The organism is Salinivibrio proteolyticus, from assembly GCF_001996165.1.
GTDB lineage: Bacteria > Pseudomonadota > Gammaproteobacteria > Enterobacterales > Vibrionaceae > Salinivibrio > Salinivibrio proteolyticus.
Map to the genome: position 1 here is coordinate 15,643 of NZ_MUFP01000024.1, position 18,261 is coordinate 33,903.

19 protein-coding genes and 1 pseudogene are annotated in these 18,261 nt (G+C 45.3%); 14 read left to right on the forward strand and 6 right to left on the reverse strand.

Annotated elements, in window-relative coordinates; genetic code table 11:
• Positions 1-107: 107 nt before the first annotated feature.
• On the reverse strand, positions 108-731 hold the full coding sequence (locus tag BZJ19_RS15015; RefSeq protein ID WP_198536735.1) for a LysE family translocator: 624 nt from the start codon (positions 729-731) through the stop codon (positions 108-110).
• Positions 732-997: 266 nt separating this feature from the next.
• Here BZJ19_RS15015 and metN point away from each other — a divergent pair, with 266 nt between their 5' ends.
• The 3 genes from metN (at position 998) to metQ (ending at position 3,637) form a co-directional block, all read left to right on the forward strand.
• Positions 998-2,032 carry a methionine ABC transporter ATP-binding protein MetN gene (gene metN, locus BZJ19_RS15020; protein ID WP_069589335.1) on the forward strand — a complete coding sequence of 345 codons (1,035 nt, stop codon included), beginning with the start codon at positions 998-1,000 and terminating at the stop codon, positions 2,030-2,032.
• A complete protein-coding gene (locus tag BZJ19_RS15025) occupies positions 2,022-2,708 on the forward strand; it encodes a methionine ABC transporter permease (RefSeq protein WP_077661809.1) in 687 nt (228 codons plus the stop codon). Before metN ends, BZJ19_RS15025 begins: the two co-directional genes overlap by 11 nt.
• A gap of 113 nt (positions 2,709-2,821) precedes the next feature.
• Complete coding sequence (gene metQ, locus BZJ19_RS15030) at positions 2,822-3,637, forward strand: methionine ABC transporter substrate-binding lipoprotein MetQ (protein WP_069589332.1); 816 nt, start codon at positions 2,822-2,824, stop codon at positions 3,635-3,637.
• 132 nt (positions 3,638-3,769) lie between these two features.
• On the opposite strand, the gene BZJ19_RS15035 is transcribed toward metQ, so the two are convergent.
• The 3 genes from BZJ19_RS15035 to BZJ19_RS17470 are packed head-to-tail and all read right to left on the reverse strand — an operon-like array spanning position 3,770 to position 6,551.
• Positions 3,770-4,786 carry a CNNM domain-containing protein gene (locus tag BZJ19_RS15035; RefSeq protein WP_077676231.1) on the reverse strand — a complete coding sequence of 339 codons (1,017 nt, stop codon included), beginning with the start codon at positions 4,784-4,786 and terminating at the stop codon, positions 3,770-3,772.
• A complete protein-coding gene (locus BZJ19_RS15040; RefSeq protein ID WP_077676232.1) occupies positions 4,783-6,156 on the reverse strand; it encodes a hemolysin family protein in 1,374 nt (457 codons plus the stop codon). The genes BZJ19_RS15035 and BZJ19_RS15040 overlap by 4 nt, the downstream gene beginning before the upstream one ends.
• Entirely contained in the window at positions 6,153-6,551 is a 399-nt protein-coding gene (locus BZJ19_RS17470; protein ID WP_420876442.1) for a 3-keto-5-aminohexanoate cleavage protein, read from the reverse strand. The genes BZJ19_RS15040 and BZJ19_RS17470 overlap by 4 nt, the downstream gene beginning before the upstream one ends.
• Here BZJ19_RS17470 and BZJ19_RS17300 point away from each other — a divergent pair.
• Positions 6,480-6,653, forward strand: coding sequence for a hypothetical protein (locus BZJ19_RS17300; RefSeq protein WP_235608252.1), 174 nt, complete (start codon positions 6,480-6,482; stop codon positions 6,651-6,653). The two genes, BZJ19_RS17470 and BZJ19_RS17300, sit on opposite strands and share 72 nt — an antisense overlap.
• A gap of 167 nt (positions 6,654-6,820) precedes the next feature.
• On the opposite strand, the gene BZJ19_RS15050 is transcribed toward BZJ19_RS17300, so the two are convergent.
• Entirely contained in the window at positions 6,821-7,132 is a 312-nt protein-coding gene (locus BZJ19_RS15050; RefSeq protein ID WP_077676233.1) for an ArsR/SmtB family transcription factor, read from the reverse strand.
• A 347-nt stretch (positions 7,133-7,479) separates the two neighbouring features.
• On the opposite strand from BZJ19_RS15050, the gene BZJ19_RS15055 reads away from it, so the two are divergent.
• The 10 genes and pseudogenes from BZJ19_RS15055 to BZJ19_RS17145 all read left to right on the forward strand — a co-directional run bounded on the left by BZJ19_RS15055 (position 7,480) and on the right by BZJ19_RS17145 (position 16,118).
• Positions 7,480-9,021, forward strand: a complete 1,542-nt coding sequence (locus BZJ19_RS15055) for an MFS transporter (RefSeq protein WP_077676234.1) — start codon at positions 7,480-7,482, stop codon at positions 9,019-9,021.
• 153 nt (positions 9,022-9,174) lie between these two features.
• Positions 9,175-9,573 (forward strand): hypothetical protein, encoded by a 399-nt coding sequence (locus tag BZJ19_RS17165; RefSeq protein WP_077676235.1) that lies wholly within the window; start codon positions 9,175-9,177, stop codon positions 9,571-9,573.
• Between the two features lie 59 nt (positions 9,574-9,632).
• Complete coding sequence (locus BZJ19_RS15065) at positions 9,633-9,875, forward strand: addiction module antidote protein (RefSeq protein ID WP_235608254.1); 243 nt, start codon at positions 9,633-9,635, stop codon at positions 9,873-9,875.
• A 322-nt stretch (positions 9,876-10,197) separates the two neighbouring features.
• Positions 10,198-10,371 carry a homocysteine S-methyltransferase family protein gene (locus BZJ19_RS17055; protein WP_420876443.1) on the forward strand — a complete coding sequence of 58 codons (174 nt, stop codon included), beginning with the start codon at positions 10,198-10,200 and terminating at the stop codon, positions 10,369-10,371.
• 85 nt (positions 10,372-10,456) lie between these two features.
• Complete coding sequence (locus BZJ19_RS15070) at positions 10,457-11,467, forward strand: Gfo/Idh/MocA family protein (RefSeq protein WP_077676236.1); 1,011 nt, start codon at positions 10,457-10,459, stop codon at positions 11,465-11,467.
• A gap of 8 nt (positions 11,468-11,475) precedes the next feature.
• Entirely contained in the window at positions 11,476-12,981 is a 1,506-nt protein-coding gene (locus tag BZJ19_RS15075) for an SgrR family transcriptional regulator (protein WP_077676237.1), read from the forward strand.
• Positions 12,982-13,134: 153 nt separating this feature from the next.
• A pseudogene (locus tag BZJ19_RS15080) lies at positions 13,135-13,338 on the forward strand (addiction module antidote protein); the annotation flags it as partial.
• Positions 13,339-13,676: 338 nt separating this feature from the next.
• Positions 13,677-14,714: an adenine-specific methyltransferase EcoRI family protein gene (locus BZJ19_RS15085; protein ID WP_235608260.1), complete on the forward strand. Its 1,038-nt coding sequence runs from the start codon at positions 13,677-13,679 to the stop codon at positions 14,712-14,714.
• A 9-nt stretch (positions 14,715-14,723) separates the two neighbouring features.
• Positions 14,724-15,803, forward strand: a complete 1,080-nt coding sequence (locus BZJ19_RS15090) for a GmrSD restriction endonuclease domain-containing protein (protein WP_077676239.1) — start codon at positions 14,724-14,726, stop codon at positions 15,801-15,803.
• A 150-nt stretch (positions 15,804-15,953) separates the two neighbouring features.
• Positions 15,954-16,118, forward strand: a complete 165-nt coding sequence (locus BZJ19_RS17145) for a hypothetical protein (protein ID WP_157891207.1) — start codon at positions 15,954-15,956, stop codon at positions 16,116-16,118.
• 258 nt (positions 16,119-16,376) lie between these two features.
• On the opposite strand, the gene BZJ19_RS15095 is transcribed toward BZJ19_RS17145, so the two are convergent.
• Positions 16,377-18,230, reverse strand: a complete 1,854-nt coding sequence (locus tag BZJ19_RS15095) for an ATP-binding protein (RefSeq protein WP_157891208.1) — start codon at positions 18,228-18,230, stop codon at positions 16,377-16,379.
• Between the last annotated feature and the right edge of the window lie 31 nt (positions 18,231-18,261).

Genomic DNA, 18,261 nt, shown 5'->3' on the forward strand with positions numbered 1-18,261 from the left:
CGTCAATAAAAAGCGACGGGGATGATAATGCAAATGGTTATCGTTTGCTAATCTTATTTAACGCAGATAATAAAGTAATAAAATGCTCAACAACACCATGAAAGCTTTTATCCCAACGCCAACCAAAATCCGACCCCGATCATCAGGGTGCCGGCGATTCGATTCAGCAATTGCACATTGCCCTTTTGCTGCAAAAACTGACGCAAGGTACGCCCACCGCTGGCATACAGCATAAGACAACTGAATTCCGTGCAAAGAATGATCAACACCAGCACGCTCAACTGGCTGGGTAGTGACATTGCAGGGTTAATAAACGGCGGCAACAGCGAGATCATAAACGCCCAACCTTTTGGGTTGGCAATGGCGGTCACAAAGCCTTGCGCGGCCAACGACAATGCCGAGGCTTCATTGGGGGTATCGTCATCATCATTTGGGATCGCCATCTTGCCGCGAGAGCGCCACATTTGTACGCCTAAATACGCCAAGTACACACCACCGACATATTTAAACACCTGAAACACCGCGGGATAGTTCAGCATCACCGTCGCCACACCAATGACAGAGGCGATCGCAACCAGCCCCACGCCGATAAGCTCGCCCCACATCATATGTAAGCTACGCTTAACGCCAATTGTCATGCCAAGGGTCATCGATAATGTCATGCACATGCCGGGCGTGACCGACACGAAAAAAAAGGTAGGGATGAACAGCGTCAGCATGGTGGTATCAATTAAAAGCGGAGACATAAAAACAACAGTCTTAACAGTTAGGTACAGGAGCTGTCAGTTAACGCGCTTTGCCTGCAGAGATCAAGCCCTTCGCTCACTTTATAACCGGACGGTTAGACTTATTGCCATTTGGACGTCTAGAAGTAAAAATATCCATTGACTTGTTTTTAACGAACCCATAGCATCAATAACCAGAGAGACCCGACAGCCAAGGTGCAAGGCGCTGGACAGCTGCGCGATGTCATAAGATTTATCGCTAAGGACATGTGATGATTGAGATAAAACAACTCAACAAGGTATTCGAACTCGGGGAGCGCCGAATTCATGCCCTTAAAGACATCAATTTATTTATTCCGAAAGGAAAAGTGTTTGGTGTGATTGGCGCCTCTGGCGCGGGCAAAAGCACGCTGATCCGGATGGTTAACCTGCTTGAACGCCCAACCAGCGGCTCAGTGACCGTGGGCGGCGTCAACCTTACTGCGTTGCCCAACCGTGAGTTAACCCAAGCGCGCCGTAAAATCGGCATGATCTTCCAACACTTTAACCTGCTGTCGTCGCGCACCGTGTTCGACAATATCGCCCTGCCGCTGGAGCTCAGTGGTACTCGCCGCGATGAGATTGAAACGCGCGTCAGCGAGTTGCTGGATTTGGTCGGCTTGGCCGATAAGCGTGATGTGTATCCTGCTAGCCTCAGTGGTGGACAAAAGCAGCGTGTCGCTATCGCTCGCGCGCTGGCGCCAAGCCCAAATGTATTGCTCTGTGATGAAGCAACCAGCGCGTTGGATCCAGCTACAACCCAATCAATTTTGTCGTTGCTGCAAACCATTAATGAAAAGCTCAACCTCACCATTTTGCTGATCACCCACGAAATGGATGTGGTGAAGCGCATTTGTCACGACGTAGCGATTATTGGTGATGGCGAACTGGTTGAGTCTGGCCCCGTGGGCGATATTTTTGCTCATCCTAAATCCGAGTTGGCGAAAAACTTTATTCGCTCCACCTTGGATTTGTCGGTGCCACACGACTACGCCCAACGCTTACAAAAAGACTACTTTAAAGGCAGCTATCCGCTGGTACGTCTAGAATTTACAGGCGCCACCGTCGACGAGCCACTGATCAGCCAGATGTCGCGCTTATTTAATATTGATATCAGCATCTTAAGTTCTGACATTGATTACGCCGGCGGCGTGAAATTTGGTCTACTCTTGGCGGAGATTATGGGCCCGAAAAGTGCTGTTGATGATGCGATTCACTACCTAAACAAACACCATGTCGCCACGGAGGTACTTGGCTATGTCGATTGATGCGTTAACCCAATGGATTGGACAAAACCAAGCACTGATTGAACTGCTGGCCGATGCCACCGGCCAAACCATTTACATGGTGTTGGTCTCAGGACTGCTTGGCTTTGTATTCGGGATACCACTTGGCGTGCTGTTGCACATCACCAAAAAAGGCGGACTGAAAGCACAGCCACGGGTTAATCAAATTTTGGGCGCCGTCGTGAACATCGGCCGTTCCATTCCGTTTATTATTTTGTTGGTGGCTATCATCCCATTCACTCGCTTTGTGGTGGGCACCTCCATCGGCACCGCGGCAGCCATTGTGCCGCTGACAGTCGGCGCGATTCCATTTATTGCGCGTTTGGTGGAAGGGGCGCTTTTAGAGCTGCCCGCAGGGTTGGAAGAAGCCGCAAAAGCGATGGGCGCAACCCCAACGCAAATTATTTACAAAGTGCTGCTGCCCGAAGCGCTGCCGGGGATCATCAATGGTGCCACCATCACCTTAGTCACCTTGGTGAGCTATTCCGCCATGGCGGGCGCTGTCGGCGGTGGCGGCCTCGGGGATGTGGGCATTCGCTACGGTTATCAGCGCTTTGATACCACCGTCATGCTGATCACGGTTGTGATGCTGGTCGTGCTGGTACAAGCGATTCAATCATGCGGAGATTACTTAGTGCGTCGCACAAATCACCGCTAAACACCCAAACACATAAACACAACATTTGTCCCAGCCACTTGGGATGCCACACGGCCACAAGTGGTACGGGACTACCGTCAAAACGGATACGTTTTTTAAAAGGGAGACAGACAATGAAAACCACGATTAAAACACTGCTTGCCACACTCGGACTGGCCTCAACCCTTGCCCTTACCGGCTGTGGTGAAAAAGAAGCTGCCGTGCAAGACAACAGCAAAATCACCGTTGGCGTCATGGCCGGTGAAGAAGCACAAGTGGCCGAATATGCGGTTCAAGAAGCCAAAAAACTCGGCCTTGAAGTGAAGCTCATTACCTTTACCGACTATGTGTCCCCTAACGCCGCCCTCGCCGATGGCTCTGTGGACGTGAATGCCTTCCAGCACAAACCGTACCTCGACGCACAAATCAAAGACCGTGGCTACGAGTTTGCGATTGCAGGCAACACCTTTGTGTATCCGATTGCGGCCTACTCTTACAAACTCGATAGCGTGGCCGATTTGCCTGAAGGCGGCAAAATTGCCGTACCTAACAACCCATCGAACCTTGGCCGTTCGCTGGTATTGCTGGAACAACAAGGCATTATCAAGCTCAAAGAAGGCGCTGGCATTAACGCCACTAAACTGGATATCGTTGAGAACCCGAAAAACGTGGAAATCATCGAGCTAGAAACCCCACAACTGCCTCGCTCACTGGAAGACGTGGACATTGCGATCATCAACAACACCTTTGCCGCGGGCGTGGGCCTAACCCCAAGCAAAGACGGCCTGTTTGTTGAAGACAAAGAATCGCCTTACGTGAACCTGATTGTGGCGCGCAAAGACAACGTAGACGCTGAAAACGTGAAAAACTTTGTTAAAGCCTACCAAACCGACGCGGTTTACAACGCCGCAATGGAAGTTTTTGACGGCGCAGTGGTAAAAGGCTGGTAAGACAACCGCTCGAAAAACATTCGCGCCTTGGTTCAGGCATCAAGCCTTATCACCATCGTTCGCAATAGAAACGATAGCAGTAAAAACGCCACAATCACTTGTGGCGTTTTTTTTAACCATAGCGCACTGTCTTTAACTTGCTGCCGTGACCGGAAGCACGCGTTTTAATATATCCGCAAGCGTCACCACGCCGATCATTTCCCCCTCTTTACTGACAACCGCAAGCTGAACGCTGGCCTCACGCATGCGCGCTAGCGCTTCGTAGATGGGGGTGTTGGCATCTAACACATACGCATTGCGAGCGACATCGCGTGCGAGTCGGTCTGCCGGTTCGAGTAGCGTATCCCGCACGTGCACCACCAACGGCTTAAGTCCCTCTTTGCCAGTCATTAAAATACGCAGATGCCCTGACGCCACGGCGACAGCACGCACCTCTGCCACCGTTGCATGTTTATCAACATGTGCCATCACCTGCCCCTGGGTGACCAAGGTTTCGATTGCAATCGAACTCAGATCGATCAACCCCGACAATTGCCGTTGAATCGCTGGTTGCAAAGTTCCCACTTGCCCAGAATGCTCAACCAATTGACGAATGGTCTGAATATCTTGTCCCCCGACCGCGGCGCTTTCTACCGGCTCAACCCCTGAGGCTTTCACCAAGCGATTGGCAATACGATTGATCCAGCGAAGTAACGGACGTAACGGCCACACATAAGCGCGCGAGACAACACCGATTGCCAAGGCTGACTTTTCTGGATGAGCAATCGACCAAGACTTCGGTGCCATCTCACCCACGACGAGGTGCAAAAATGTCACCACAAACAGCGCAAACCCGAAGGCCGCCGCATCAGCCGCCCAAGCGGGTAAACCAACCGCGAGAAAGACAGGCCCTACCCAGACATCCACCGCTGGTTTGGTGACCGCCCCGAGAGCAAAGGTACAAAAAGTGATCCCTAATTGCGCCCCTGCCAGCATCAAGGTCAAATCATTCATCCCACGCAACGCTGCCCGCGCCGACCCACTCTCTACCGCCATTTCTTCCAGACGATGTCGACGAGCGCCCATCAAGGCAAACTCGATAATGACAAAAAAGCCACTCAACACAATCAAAGCCAGCGTGATCACACTGACCACTAACGGATCGGTCATTGATTATCCTCCACAATGGGCTGCTCAATAAGAATGACCCGCACCGACGTGGGAATGTGCCGTTCAATGCTTAATACATCCACTTCAAGATGGCGCATAATTGGTTGACTCTCCGCCAGTTCGGATGGGTCAATCGGCAGCGCAATGGTCACCGTATCCCCTACGGCTGGCAATGCGCCACACGCCGCAATCAACACGCCAGCAATGGTTTCGACATCGCCCCGCGGCAGATCATAGCCAATCGCACGCTCCACTTCGTCGATGTGCACATCACCGTCCATCAACCAGACATTGTCGCTTTCAGGGACAACCGCCTCGGCATGATCACTATCATGCTCGTCGGTAATTTCCCCCACGATCTCCATGGCCAAATCTTCAATCGTTAATACACCAGCAAAGCCGCCATATTCATCAATCACACACGCCAGTTGATTGGTCGTGCGCACCAACTGATCTAGCGCATTTGGCAACGGCATTAATGTGGGGAGGACACTGGCAGGACGCATCACTGACGCCACGGTATCATTTGAATCCGCCTCTGTTTTCGCGAGGACATCTGACAGGTGAACCACACCCACAGGCGCATCATTATCATCAAGCACAGGATAACGAGTATGGGCTTGCGCCATCAGCGCCAACAATTCGGACAGCTTGGTTTCTGGCGACACCCAATCAACTTGCGAACGCGGCACCATCGCATGCTCAACATCGCGCGCAGGAAAATCCAGGATCCGATCCATCATCAGTGACAACTCCACCGGCAAATCCCCGCTCTCTCGCGAGTCGGCGATAATATGGTGTAAGTCGTCTTCTGAGGCACTCATATCAAGATCATGCACCGGTTGAATCCCCACCATCCGTAGCACCAGGTTGGCGGATTTATCAAAGAAACTGATGATCCAACCAAACACCGACATATAAATCAGTGTCGAACGCGACATCATACGCGCCATGGGTTCAGCATTGGCAATGGCTAAGTTTTTCGGGTAAAGCTCACCCATAATCATTTGCACAATCATCGCCACCGCAAGCGTCGCCATGGTGCCAATCGCGATCCCCGCTTCCAGCGACAAGCCTAGTTGTTGCAATAAAACGCCCATCGACTCGCCGACCAACGGCTCGGCAACAAAGCCCAACACCAAGCCGGTGACCGTGATACCAAGCTGCGCGCCAGATAACATAAAGCTCGTCCGCTTTGTCACCGCCAGCGCCCGCTTTGCCGACGCATCGCCCGTCGCAGCTAAGGTCGCAAGCTTTGCGCGATCAACCGCCATATAGGCAAACTCTTGCGCCACAAAGTAGCCATTGGCGGCAATAATTAACAAAATAAAGAAAAGACCGAGCAGGAGGGTAATCATAGGTTCAATCATGACTGCATCCTTTGTTGGTGACAACGTACCAGTGAAGGGGAGTGACAATCGACGCGTGTTGGATCCACAAAATATGCCTTATGCAGAGATAGGAATTGGAGTATATTCTGGTGATATCGATACAGTCTAGTTAATTTTTGTACACCGTTCGCGGAAGAAATAATCCCATTCAGGAAAGACTTCCACCCCGCTTGACCCTCACCACCACTGCCAGTGATGTTCGTGACAATATCGACGTCTGATTCGCGAACTCGCTCCATCACCTCACGGAAGTGATCTATGTTGTGGCTAATGCCGCCCATTTCAGGATCACGCATGTGAATATGAGCGACACTGGCACCAGCACGCGCCGCTTCAATACAGTTATCGGCAATCTGTTTTGGCGTGATTGGCACATTGGGGTTTTTGCCCGTGGTATCGCCCGCACCGGTAACGGCGCAGGTAAGAATGACGCTGCGATGAAAATCTTTGACGGCGCAGTGGTAAAAGGCTGGTAAGCCAGTCCGCTCACCACACTAAAATGCTTAAGCCCGCGCTGAAAAGTGCGGGCTTTTTGGTCGAGTGAATAATTTAGTTAAATCGATCTCTAACGGTACGATTTTCATGACGCCTTCCTCTTACACCAATTTCCCTCGTCATGCCACTCCGCTTACCTACCAACACATCAATAACTGCTTTTTAGCATATTCAACAGACCCGGATAAGCCGCTTCTAACTCCTCCCTTCGAAGTTTGGCGAATGACCGATTACCGCGATCAACATGACTAATTAGCCCTGAATCTTTCAGAACTTTAAAGTGATGTGACCGCGTTGCCTTCGTAACCGTCAGGCCAAAAGAGGTGCAATGCCTTTCTGCATCAGCCTCATCATTGATTAAGTCAACGATAATTTTCAACCTAATGGGATGTGCGAGCGCCTTCAAGATCTCCAGCAGCTCGTCTCCGCTGTTCTGCGTTCCTGTTTCAACTTTTGCCATGACATTCCTACCTGCTCAAAAACACAAACATATTGACATGCTTTTCATACATACGTAAGGTTCGAAACTTATCGAACGTATGATGAAACACAAACATATGTATCTTCTCATATGAATGTGTTTTTTCAAACTTTGAAATGAATAAGTCAAAGCGTTACGACATCTTTTAGTAACGCGCAGAGAGGTAAGAGGTATAGATGGAACTTAGAGGTGCAACAATTTGTTCGAGGCTAAATCAGCCACAGCGCAGTTCAGTGGAAGACGGCTCTATATCATGGTCCGAGGGTATTATTTTAAGACGCCCTAACAACCTTCCAATAATTACAAGTCTATAGGGTTCATAATCTATGACTACACTTAATAGAAGTACAAATTCATTAATCTTGTTTTCCGTACTATTAGCTGTATTTGTTGTACCAAGCTCCATTTCAGGTACCGCGATTGCACTGCCTTATATTAGCGCAGATATACAATCTGATCTCGCAAGTCTTCAATGGGTAGTGAATGCGTTCAACCTGACGTTCGCTTGTTTTACACTGATTTGGGGGAAACTCTCTGATATTTTTGGTCGAAAGCGCTCTTTTATTGCTGGTGCATTGATTTACACATTAGCATCAATTGGCTCTGTTTTAGCCAGCAATGCGCTGTGGCTAGATATTTTCCGAGCTTTATCTGGTGTAGGAGGAGCCGCTATTTTCTCATGTGGTAGTGCCATTTTTGTACATGTATTCGAAGGAAAGCAACGTACCAAAGCATTCGCATTATTTGGGACGACAGCAGGATTAGGCATTACATTGGGTCCTACAATTTCAGGACTACTATTAGAAATGTGGAGCTGGCATGCCATTTTCGCCATGCATGCAGTCGCGCTTTTTGTTGTACTGCTGGTTAGTACTAAAATCCCTTCAGATCAAGCAGAGGATGCATGCCTTTCACAAGTAGATATATTGGGTTCACTACTTTTCATTTCAAGTATGTTCTTACTAATGCTTACTCTGTCAAAAGGTTATGATTGGGGATGGGAAAGCTCAGAAATCCTGCTAACATTAACTAGCGGAGCTATACTGTTTATTCTATTTATTATCCGCGCTCAATTAGCCAAAAATCCTGTACTTAATTTAAGTCTACTTAAAAATCGTAAGTTTTTAGGTTTTATCTTAGTTCCAGTCGTTGCGAGTTTCACTTTCGTCACTTTGTTAACCTATTTCCCGACCTATCTGACAGGCCCTATGCAGCTAACAGCCTCAAAATCTGGACTAATGATGCTCTTTCTAACGTCACCAGTTCTAATATTTCCTTTGATTGTCGGGAAATTGGCATCAAGAGGAGTGAGTTCTAAGCTTCTAATGTATATAAGTATTTTAAGCATGTTGATAGGAACGTCACTACTGTTATCATCCATTGATATTGTTCTTAACCTCCCAGTTTTATCTATCTCTTTATTATTAATCGGGATAGGTATGGGAATGTCCGCCGGACTTGTAGATGGAGAAGCGCTAAGTTGTGTTGATTCAAATGAAATAGGTATGGCTGCGGGATTATTGAATACCTTTAGACTAGGAAGTGAAGCCATTGCAGTCGCCTTGTATGGGTCATTACTCAGTTCAACCTTGTCTAGGATTGTTCCTGTTAACTTACATGCTTTTGAATTACCAAATATCGACGAATGGGTGAATGGCATTACATCCGGTAACTTTGTTTCAATGGTTGAAGCAATCTCTGGAGTCAATCAAGAGTCTCTATTAAAAGAAGTGATTACCACCTATAACGATGCGTTTACAGCCACAAATGTTGTACTCGTTTCAATCGCCTTACTGGTTAGCTTAATGGTATTCGGGCTCTTGCGTAAAGAGCCGAAACGATCACCTGCCGAAGCTTTAGATATATAGGATATATCATTGATGAACTATCGCTAAAACACTGATAAAATTTTCAACCTGTAACGCCATTCGGTTGGAATCGAGTGGCGTTTCTGTTCTTTCTCTACACTGGCAGGCATTAATCGTGTATTCTGACGGCAATTAAGTTAATGAGGACACACTGTGAAGTCAGATAAGTACCTTTCAGTCATCACCTTTTACGTGATTATCTTAGCGCTATCAATTGCAAGCGGCTATCAGTACATTGGTGACTTTATTGAAAAGGGGGTAAACTCAGCAGGTACCTTCATTAGCTATTTTGTGTTAATTGCTTTGTTTTCTATTTACAAAGGCGTTTCGTTATTCACTCGAAAGCAACTGCTTTTTCTCGCCGTTTTATCAGTATTGACTACCCTCACCTCTTACTTATATCCGTATTTTAAATACTCAGAGCAAAATCCAAGCGACTTAATGTCAACGTTCATTTATGACCTCGTAATAAACGTAATCATTTTTTCTTTGCTTTTTAAAGAATCAAAGCGTGAAAGGAGCCAAAGCACTCCCGAGCAGAAGATTATCTAGTCCCAAGCTACACTGTCATCAGCAACCCGATTGATCTATTCGCATGGAGACAGATCGTTATGACAACAACGCCCAAACATCCATTGAGTGCTTTTTATCCAGCGGTGTTCTTGGGCAACCAAGAAGCACTTCAAGCTTACTTAGACGAAGCGGTGCAAACGGGCGATCCCGCATTTATCGCCGATGCACTAGGTGTGTTCGCACGTGCCAAAGGAATGGCAGATATCGCCAAGCACACCGGTCTTTCGAGAGAAACGCTCTACCGCACACTCAGACAAAAAGGCAATCCCTCAATACACTGATCGCGATTGTGAATGCGTTAGGGCTGGCGTTGAGGCTTGGTGTTCCGAAGTCACTGAAGTCATAGTGCTGATAGCGGAACTGCTATCAAATGCGTGATGTCACTCAGCTGGTCATTCTGTGAAATGAGCAATCCCGCGCTAGACAGTGCGGACTTTGGGTGATGTAACGCGAAAAGATAAGTCGACGTCATTATGGCTTGGAAATGAACAGGAATTTGTCAGTGATTTTGCTAATTTAGTGAACCACGGATTATCTAAGATATAGAAACTCTGGTTAGCATAAGACAATAAACTTAAAGCATTACTTTCCGTTCGCGCGTAACTGCGCTTCAGCACCTCTGACCGAGTAGCTCCCGAGGTGTTGGCTAGGTATCGCTGGCAAGCACTTGGCGCAAATACTATTGGTGACTGTTGTGACATCGCCCCAAAGCACATTAAAGCCCTAGCCGATTGGACTCCGCCCCATATAGATCTTCAACTTGAATGGAATAAATAGAGAACAAATTGAGAATTTTGTTCTCTATTTATAAGCGCTCTCTCTACGTACACTCATAAAAAACAACGAACTGAAGTGGTAACTGATGAGCGACACACAACGGAAAATTAAATGGGGTATTGCAGGCCTAGGCAATATCGCTAATCGATTCACAACGGCATTAACAGAGCATTGCCTGCATGGTGAACTCTATGCACTTTCAGCAAGAGACCCTTCACGCGCAGCCACATTTGCCAACAAATTTGGTTGTAAAAAGGCTTATGGTTCTTATGAAGAGATGGCTAAAGATCCAAAGGTTGAAGCCGTTTATATCGCCACGGTTCACCCATACCACAAACCACTAGCCAAATTGTTTCTAAGCAATAACAAGCACGTATTGGTCGAGAAACCTGCGTTTACCAACCTTGCTGACTGGCTTGAGATGAAAGCCCTCGCGAAGCAAAATGGCGTAATGTTACTAGAGGCGATGAAAACCGTCGTGTTTCCCGCGTATCGCGAGCTCAAATCATTCTTGGTCGACAACGACATTCAGATAGATTCAATAGAAGCCAGCTTTGGCAACCAGCATGACTATGATCCTGAGTTGTTTATCTTCAATCCTGATTTAGCAGGCGGAGCAACGCTTGATGTGGGCGTATACGGGCTTTGGTTCTTCTACGACTTATGCCGCATTCTGGAAGTGACTCCTTCAAAACCTCGGGTCAAAATATCGTGCCTTAATGAAGGCTCGAATGTCGATACCGATGCCTGCTTTGAATTCTCAGGAACCATTAGCGGCACGATATCAGCATCAATAGTTCAAAATCTTCCTCGCTCCGCACGTTTGACTGGGCCTGATATTGACATCACCATTCAAGAAAAATGGTGGAATCCGGCCTGTATTGAGATTGAACATCGAGGAAAAAAGTCGACCATCGACCATCGAGTGAAGGGGAATGGATTCGAGTTTGAAATCGATCATTTTTCTGAGCTGGTTCTTCAAGGCAAAACTGAATCGGATATCCTAAGCTCAGAGATCACCTCTCGCGTTCTCGATACGATGGAAAAAGCACTCATTGATTCTGGCTATCAACATTTAACTCAACCTCGTCGTTAGGAAAAAAATTGGGCAACCTTAAGCGCAAGCTGGAACTGTATGAAAAGATATTTCAGGCTTTCGGGCCTGGAGTATCACACTGTCAAGTCAACCAACTGGCCGCACTGCTGCACGTAAGTGAACGTCACGTTCAAACCTTACTCAAAGCAATGACAGCGCAAGGCTGGATTGAATGGCAAGCCAGTTCAGGTCGCAGAAAGAAAGCACGACTAACTTGTCTCGTTGAGCCCATTGAAGCATGTTACCGATACGCACAAATCCAAGCTGAAGCAGGCAACATAGAACAAGTGTTTAACACGTTAAGCTTCAATGGCCGAAATTCAGGCTCTGAACTGCAAGCTTTTCTCAGCAGTACCAATCAATCGGTACAGAATGTCGCCTATATCCCCTTTCACCGAGAATTAGAGGAGCTTCACCCTCAACGTGTTCTTAGACGCACTGAACGGTTTTTGGTGATGCAAATTTGCCAACGCCTAACGTTCGTTCAACACGATAAAGTCTGTGGTGATTTAGCTTATCACTGGCAACACAATCACGACGCCACGCAATGGCGATTCCAAGTTCGTAATGGTGTGCAATTTCATAACGGTCGAACGCTTGAACCTCAAGACATAGCACACTGCCTTAACCTACTCTCTCAAAGCCAAAAATGGCACCGCTGTTATCAGCATATTAAGGAGGTCTCTGTCTCGGAAGACAATGTTATCGTGGTGAATTTGAATCAGCCTGATTGGCATTTACCACGCGCACTTTCCAGAGCAGAGGCTTCGATTTTTGAATACGCATCAACCGAACGTCTGATTGGTTCTGGCGCTTTCTCATTAGAGATTTTCTCGAGCAAAATGCTGAGATTGAGCCGCAATAGCGCTTATTCTCACGGCACACCTGTTCTCAATCGAGTCGAACTGTGGGTCTATCCTGAGTGGGCACAAAGTAAAGCTTGCGCTCAGAATCAGATATGCGTGAAACTGCCCGAAAAGACGGTCACCGTGAGTGGTGATGGCTATTCTTCTCAACAGAATTTCAGTTCAACGTTTTTCAAAGTTCAAAACCCAACCTTGTCTAACGCACTTTGCGAGTTCAATGTTGAAGATACCTCTGAATGCCAAGTCCTATTCAAGCAATTATCAGCGCCTGGCCAGAACTGCGTTAGTGTGGAATATGGACACTACCTAACCGACAAAGACGCTTCGGTATGCAGCATTATTGACGAGAACAACACCTTTGCCTCGTGGTTGAGCTTCTTCCATCGCTTCCCATTTGAGAACTTAAGGCTACCTGTTGAGATGTTAGATACAATCGAGCAAGGCTTGGCTTCAATTCGACAGGAGCCGAACGTTGAGATAGCGACGGACAAATTATTAGCGCTTCGAGATTGGTTAAATGATTCTGGAATAGTGGTCGAGCTCAAGCAAGAAGTATTCAATTTGAACGTTTCTGAAAAAATACACGGTGCAGAAGTGAATGGTTTTGGTTGGTGCGATCTAGACAAGTTGTGGATTAACCATTTGTAAATGGTGATCATGCTAAAGGTAAGCTATTAGGCTCAAGGACTTATCATTGACGCTCCGGTGAGAGAAAGTTAGGCAAGACTCAACAGCTCCTATACTAATGACTCATTACCTGAAATAAGGACACAGGTGTAACCCTCCCCAAAAACAGGCGATCCCACATTTATCACCGATGCACTGGGCGTGGTCGCTCGTGCCAAAGGAATGACAGATATCGACAAGCAAACCGGTCTTTCACGAGAAACGCTCTACCGCACACTCAGCCAAAAAGGCAATCCTAACCTCAAGACACTGATCGCGATTGTGGATGCGTTAGGAGTCGAGTTAAGGCTTGGTGATTCGAAGTCAGTGAAGTCATAGCGGCGATAGCGGTGCTGCTATAGCAAGCCCCGCATTGAAAATGCGAGCTTTTTAGTGGTGTAACGCGAAAAGGATAAGTCGGACGTCGCTCTGACTTGGAAATGGACAAAACCGAGTTACGAACCAAAGCACGCTCTGATTGTTCGGATTACCTCAGGTATTGCAACCATGCGCTCAGCAGACACGAAGGTAGCCAAATTCACTTATCCACTACAGGAGCTGCTAAGGTTATTGCGTAAGTAAGAGCAAGTAATGAACATGGTGGCTTTGCCTAAGTGTTTGATTTTATGTGTTACGTGGTTTTTTGTGATGAACTTTGTCGACGAAAACCCTTGATTATGCAAAAATGCGCAAAAGATTTTCAAGAAATTTTGTGTAAGATGGCAAACGAAAATACTGGGCTTCATTCTGCAAAGCGAAATAAAAAAGACGAGTTTTATACGCAGTTAACCGATATTGAAAGAGAGCTACGTCATTATCGGAAGCAGTTTCAAGGAAAAATCGTATACTGCAATTGCGACGACCCGTACATAAGCGCATTCTTTGAGTATTTCGCCAAAAACTTCGAGTACCTTGGGCTAAAGAAGCTTATTACTACGTGCTACAAAAATCAGAGATTTGATTTATTCAGTCAAGGCGATTCTGAAGCCGCCATCAAGTTGGAATATACTGGTGGGGCAAAAGATAACCTTCCAACCCCAGACGATATAGGCGTTACTAATCTGCAAGGTGATGGCGACTTTAGAAGTGACGAATGTATTGAGATATTAAAAGAAGCAGATATAGTTGTTACTAACCCTCCGTTCTCTTTGTTTGGAGAATATGTATCTCAATTAGCTGCCTACAACAAGAAATTCATAATCATAGGGCATCAAAACGCCATTACCTACAAAGACGTGTTCCCACTAATTAGGGATAACCGAATGTGGCTGGGTTATGGTTTCAAACGAAATATGGCTCACTTTGTAGCACCTCACTACGAAGACACAGCTTCGGATAATGACCATAAAGAAGGAATGATTCGAGTTTCGGGTGTAGTCTGGTATACCAGTCTAGATCACAATAAACGACACGAAGAGATGATTCTAGTTAAAAGGTACTGTGGCAATGAGTCAGATTACCCTTACTATGACAACTTCGATGCGATTGAAGTGTCTAGAACGCAAAACATCCCAATGGATTATGAGGGGGCTATGGGGGTTCCAATTACATTTCTAACAAAATATAACCCCGATCAGTTTGATATTCTAGGGTGTAGCTATTCTTACGGTGAGCCGATTGGCTACCATAAAGAGGGTTGTGGTTACGGTGCTAGCGTAGATGGAAAGCAAATTTACAAAAGGCTCTTCATTCGCAATAAAAATCCGATTAATTAAGAGATTTGAATGGACATTGAATTAGAAAAAATTACGATCAGGCAGTTGGTTAATAACTATCAGGACAACGAAGAGGCTGGAGTTACAGGATTTGATGGTTTATTGAACATTCGTCCTCCTTACCAACGTGAATTCGTTTATAGTGATAAGCAAAGAGAAGCAGTAATTAACACTGTAACTCGAGGCTTTCCGCTAAATATGATGTACTGGGCGGTTACTGATAATGGCTTTGAAATAATTGATGGTCAGCAGCGTACCGTGTCTATTTGTCAGTTTGTAGACGGGGTGTATTCGTACAACAATAGATACTTTCATAACCTTCAGAAGGATGAACAGGATGCGATTCTTGATTATGAGTTAACCGTTTATAAATGTAGTGGCACGGATAGTGAAAAACTGGATTGGTTCAGAACAATCAACATTGCTGGAGAGAAGCTTACAGAGCAAGAACTGCGAAACGCAGTTTATTCTGGTTCATGGACCTCTGATGTAAAACGATATTTCTCCAAAACCCAGTGTGCTGCTTATCAGCTTGCTGATAAATATATGTCAGGTTCGCCTATTCGCCAAGACTATCTTGAAACTGCAATWTCTTGGATAAATGAAGGTGATGTTGATGGATATATGGCTAAGCATCAGCATGACCTTAATGCCACACCTCTATGGCTTTATTTTCAGACAGTAATTAATTGGGTTACAGCTACCTTTCCTAAGTACCGAAAAGAGATGAAAGGAATTGCTTGGGGTGTTCTTTATAATAGACATAAAACAGATAGTCTTGACCCTAAAACCATAGAAGCTGAATTAGTTCAACTCATGAGTGATGATGAGGTTACGAAAAAGAAAGGTATTTATGAGTATTTGCTCACGCGAGATGAAAAGCATTTAAGCATAAGAGTTTTCACCGATAGTCAAAAGCGAACGCTTTATGAGCGCCAAAAAGGAATATGCCCCGCTTGTTCTGAGCACTTTGAACTAAAACAGATGGAAGCGGATCATATAACTCCTTGGTCGCAAGGCGGAAAAACAGATTTGAAGAATGGGCAAATGCTGTGTAGAGATTGTAACAGGCGTAAATCCAATAAGTAAAAAATGCGGGACGGTAACTAACTGTTATGCATCTTTAGTTGAATCAAATCAAAGAATTCGTCACTGTCCATCTAATCTAATACATTGCAGCCCTAGCGGGCTGCTGTTTGGTCTGGTGGTCGCACTGACTGTACAGCAAGTACCGAGATTATGGCGCATGAAATGATGATGCACGCGCTAGGGTTCTCCTCCCACTTTAATGGTTTTGGTGAAGGGCTTGCTTTCGGTGCTACTGCTAAAACGGCGTTGCGTACACTGTACAATAATCCAGCGCAAACTGACCCTGAAAACATGGAAATCTACCACTACGAGTAATTCCAGCCCAATTACTCAAAGCACTTCAATTGGAGTGTTTTTTGTATTCTCTTTAGACTGGTTAACAACATAGAAATAAAACAGAGCTATATTTGACCAGTGTGACGTATTCATTAGTTAAATTAGGGAAAACGGAAGGTTATAGATTCCATGTTTATAACCAGCTAGCAAGAAAAGGGGCAGAAATACGTTAGTGCAAATGAACTAACGTATTTATTTAGGGTAAGAAAAAGTATCTTAAAGCTTTAACGCTAGTATCTATTGGAGGTTCTCTTTTATCCTATCAAACCAACCACAGACCTCTTCGTAAGCTCCAAGCTGTCTGAGATCCTCGACAGTGACAAGCGGAGCTGCTTTTTCGGATAGAATCCTTTTTATCGATCCTGCGCCTTCACCAGCTATTTCATTATTGCCCGCAGCCTTTAGCTCCTTCAAAAATATCGATAAATCCTTTGGAATATTCTTATGTTTCCATTCATTTTCCCAACCATCCACTAAGTCAATGAAGTCATCGTCAATAGGGTAAACTTCTTTAAGCAAGCGAGGATGAATATAATTTTCTACCTCTAGCATATTGGTTAATGTAGCCCAAGATCCTTCTCTCTGGTTAACTTGATCGACAGCAAGCTGGTACTTAGATACATCATTATCATATATATGAACTTCGGGCTTATTCAATTTAGCTAAGTAGTTGTTATTAACCCAATGCATTAAAGTGCCACCGCCTAAGAATATCGTTAATATGCGGTCATCATTTTTCAAGTCTAGATCGAATAGTTTGCCCATATGACTAAAGAACTCAACATCAGTTGGCCCTTCCAGACAAAGGATGGTTTGCACACCTAAGTTATCTATTGAGAGCGATACGTCAGGTAACATACCTAACGTGTTTGCAATAGCCTCCAAGTTTTCTTGACTCCCTTTACGAACGATAGTAGAGCCGTCTACTCGATCAATAAATCGGATTTTATCTGTATTCACCAGCCCCGCCAGCGACGGGCTATGCGTAGTAATCAGCACTTGAGTATTAGAATTTTCCGATAGATCTACAAGAGCATTAAAAAGTTCAACCTGCCATGTTGGGTGCTGTGATGTTTCGGGTTCTTCAATTGCGTAGATAACGTTACGCTCTTCTGAGTTCTTACGCTCAGCTTCCGCACGGAAGTAATTAAGCAAAATTAACCGCCTTACACCACTCCCTCTTTTATTGATCGGAATGCCATCGTCACAGTTGAATGAGAACGAAAATAATGACTCCCAAGGTTTGTGGGTCATCTCAGGAGAAAGAACATCGGCAATCTCTGGACTCATTTCCTTGAGCTTTGCTAGTGTATTGTGTCCTAATTGTTCAGCTTTGATTCTAATTTGCTCTTTTACATCCTCAAGCTCAGCCTCTAATTGACTAATGGCTGTTTTTGTGATTGCTTTAAGAGGATCTTGAACTTCTTTATCTGAGTCTTTGTTTGCACGGTCAGATTGAAAAATAAAGAACAGCGGCAAGTCTAACTTTAATGACTCCCAAATTTTCTTCCCATCCTCTTTATCAATTGGGACTTCTATAACAGAAAAATCATTCAGATTTTCAACACCGTATATTGCTTGACGGATGGAAGAGCTTTTATGCTTCTTGACTTCGTTGACATCAAGCTGGTCTTTATAGTCATCTAGAAGTTTCTTTAAATCTGCAATTTTCTGGGTTATCAGAGGTGAGTCAAATGCTGTTGGGTAGTTGGCAACTAGATACGTTTTTAGGGATGATGCCGTTAGTTTATCTTTTGAACAATCCCATACTTTCTTTATAGATAGGTTGTTGTCACTATCTAGAAGATACTCCTTTTTCAGGTCTGTTGGTACGGTATCTATCGTGTATTCCTTATCTTCAGGCTTGAAGGAGACTTGAATTGACATGAAGTCTTGATCAGACGCATGAACGTTGTGGTCGTTAATATCTATTTTCACTGTATCATTATTGAAAAATATCTCTAATGCTTCGAGAATCGTAGATTTACCAATGTCATTTTTACCAATTATCACATTAAAATTTTCATCAAAATCGACAGACACATCCCTGTAACCACGAAAATTTTTCAACGTCAATTTTGTAATCTTCACCCCGTACTCCTTAAGCCAATGAGAAATGGAT

Bases quoted from the DNA above. Each gene is read 5' to 3' on its own strand.
- BZJ19_RS15025 (WP_077661809.1), top strand. From the start codon at position 2,022: ATGTCGATTGATGCGTTAACCCAATGGATTGGACAAAACCAAGCACTG.
- BZJ19_RS15040 (WP_077676232.1), bottom strand. From the start codon at position 6,156: ATGATTGAACCTATGATTACCCTCCTGCTCGGTCTTTTCTTTATTTTG.
- BZJ19_RS15070 (WP_077676236.1), top strand. From the start codon at position 10,457: ATGAGCGACACACAACGGAAAATTAAATGGGGTATTGCAGGCCTAGGC.
- BZJ19_RS17300 (WP_235608252.1), top strand. From the start codon at position 6,480: ATGAGCGACACTGGCACCAGCACGCGCCGCTTCAATACAGTTATCGGC.
- BZJ19_RS15035 (WP_077676231.1), bottom strand. From the start codon at position 4,786: ATGACCGATCCGTTAGTGGTCAGTGTGATCACGCTGGCTTTGATTGTG.
- metN (WP_069589335.1), top strand. From the start codon at position 998: ATGATTGAGATAAAACAACTCAACAAGGTATTCGAACTCGGGGAGCGC.
- BZJ19_RS15085 (WP_235608260.1), top strand. From the start codon at position 13,677: ATGCAAAAATGCGCAAAAGATTTTCAAGAAATTTTGTGTAAGATGGCA.
- BZJ19_RS15050 (WP_077676233.1), bottom strand. From the start codon at position 7,132: ATGGCAAAAGTTGAAACAGGAACGCAGAACAGCGGAGACGAGCTGCTG.
- metQ (WP_069589332.1), top strand. From the start codon at position 2,822: ATGAAAACCACGATTAAAACACTGCTTGCCACACTCGGACTGGCCTCA.
- BZJ19_RS17145 (WP_157891207.1), top strand. From the start codon at position 15,954: ATGGCGCATGAAATGATGATGCACGCGCTAGGGTTCTCCTCCCACTTT.
- BZJ19_RS15055 (WP_077676234.1), top strand. From the start codon at position 7,480: ATGACTACACTTAATAGAAGTACAAATTCATTAATCTTGTTTTCCGTA.
- BZJ19_RS15065 (WP_235608254.1), top strand. From the start codon at position 9,633: ATGACAACAACGCCCAAACATCCATTGAGTGCTTTTTATCCAGCGGTG.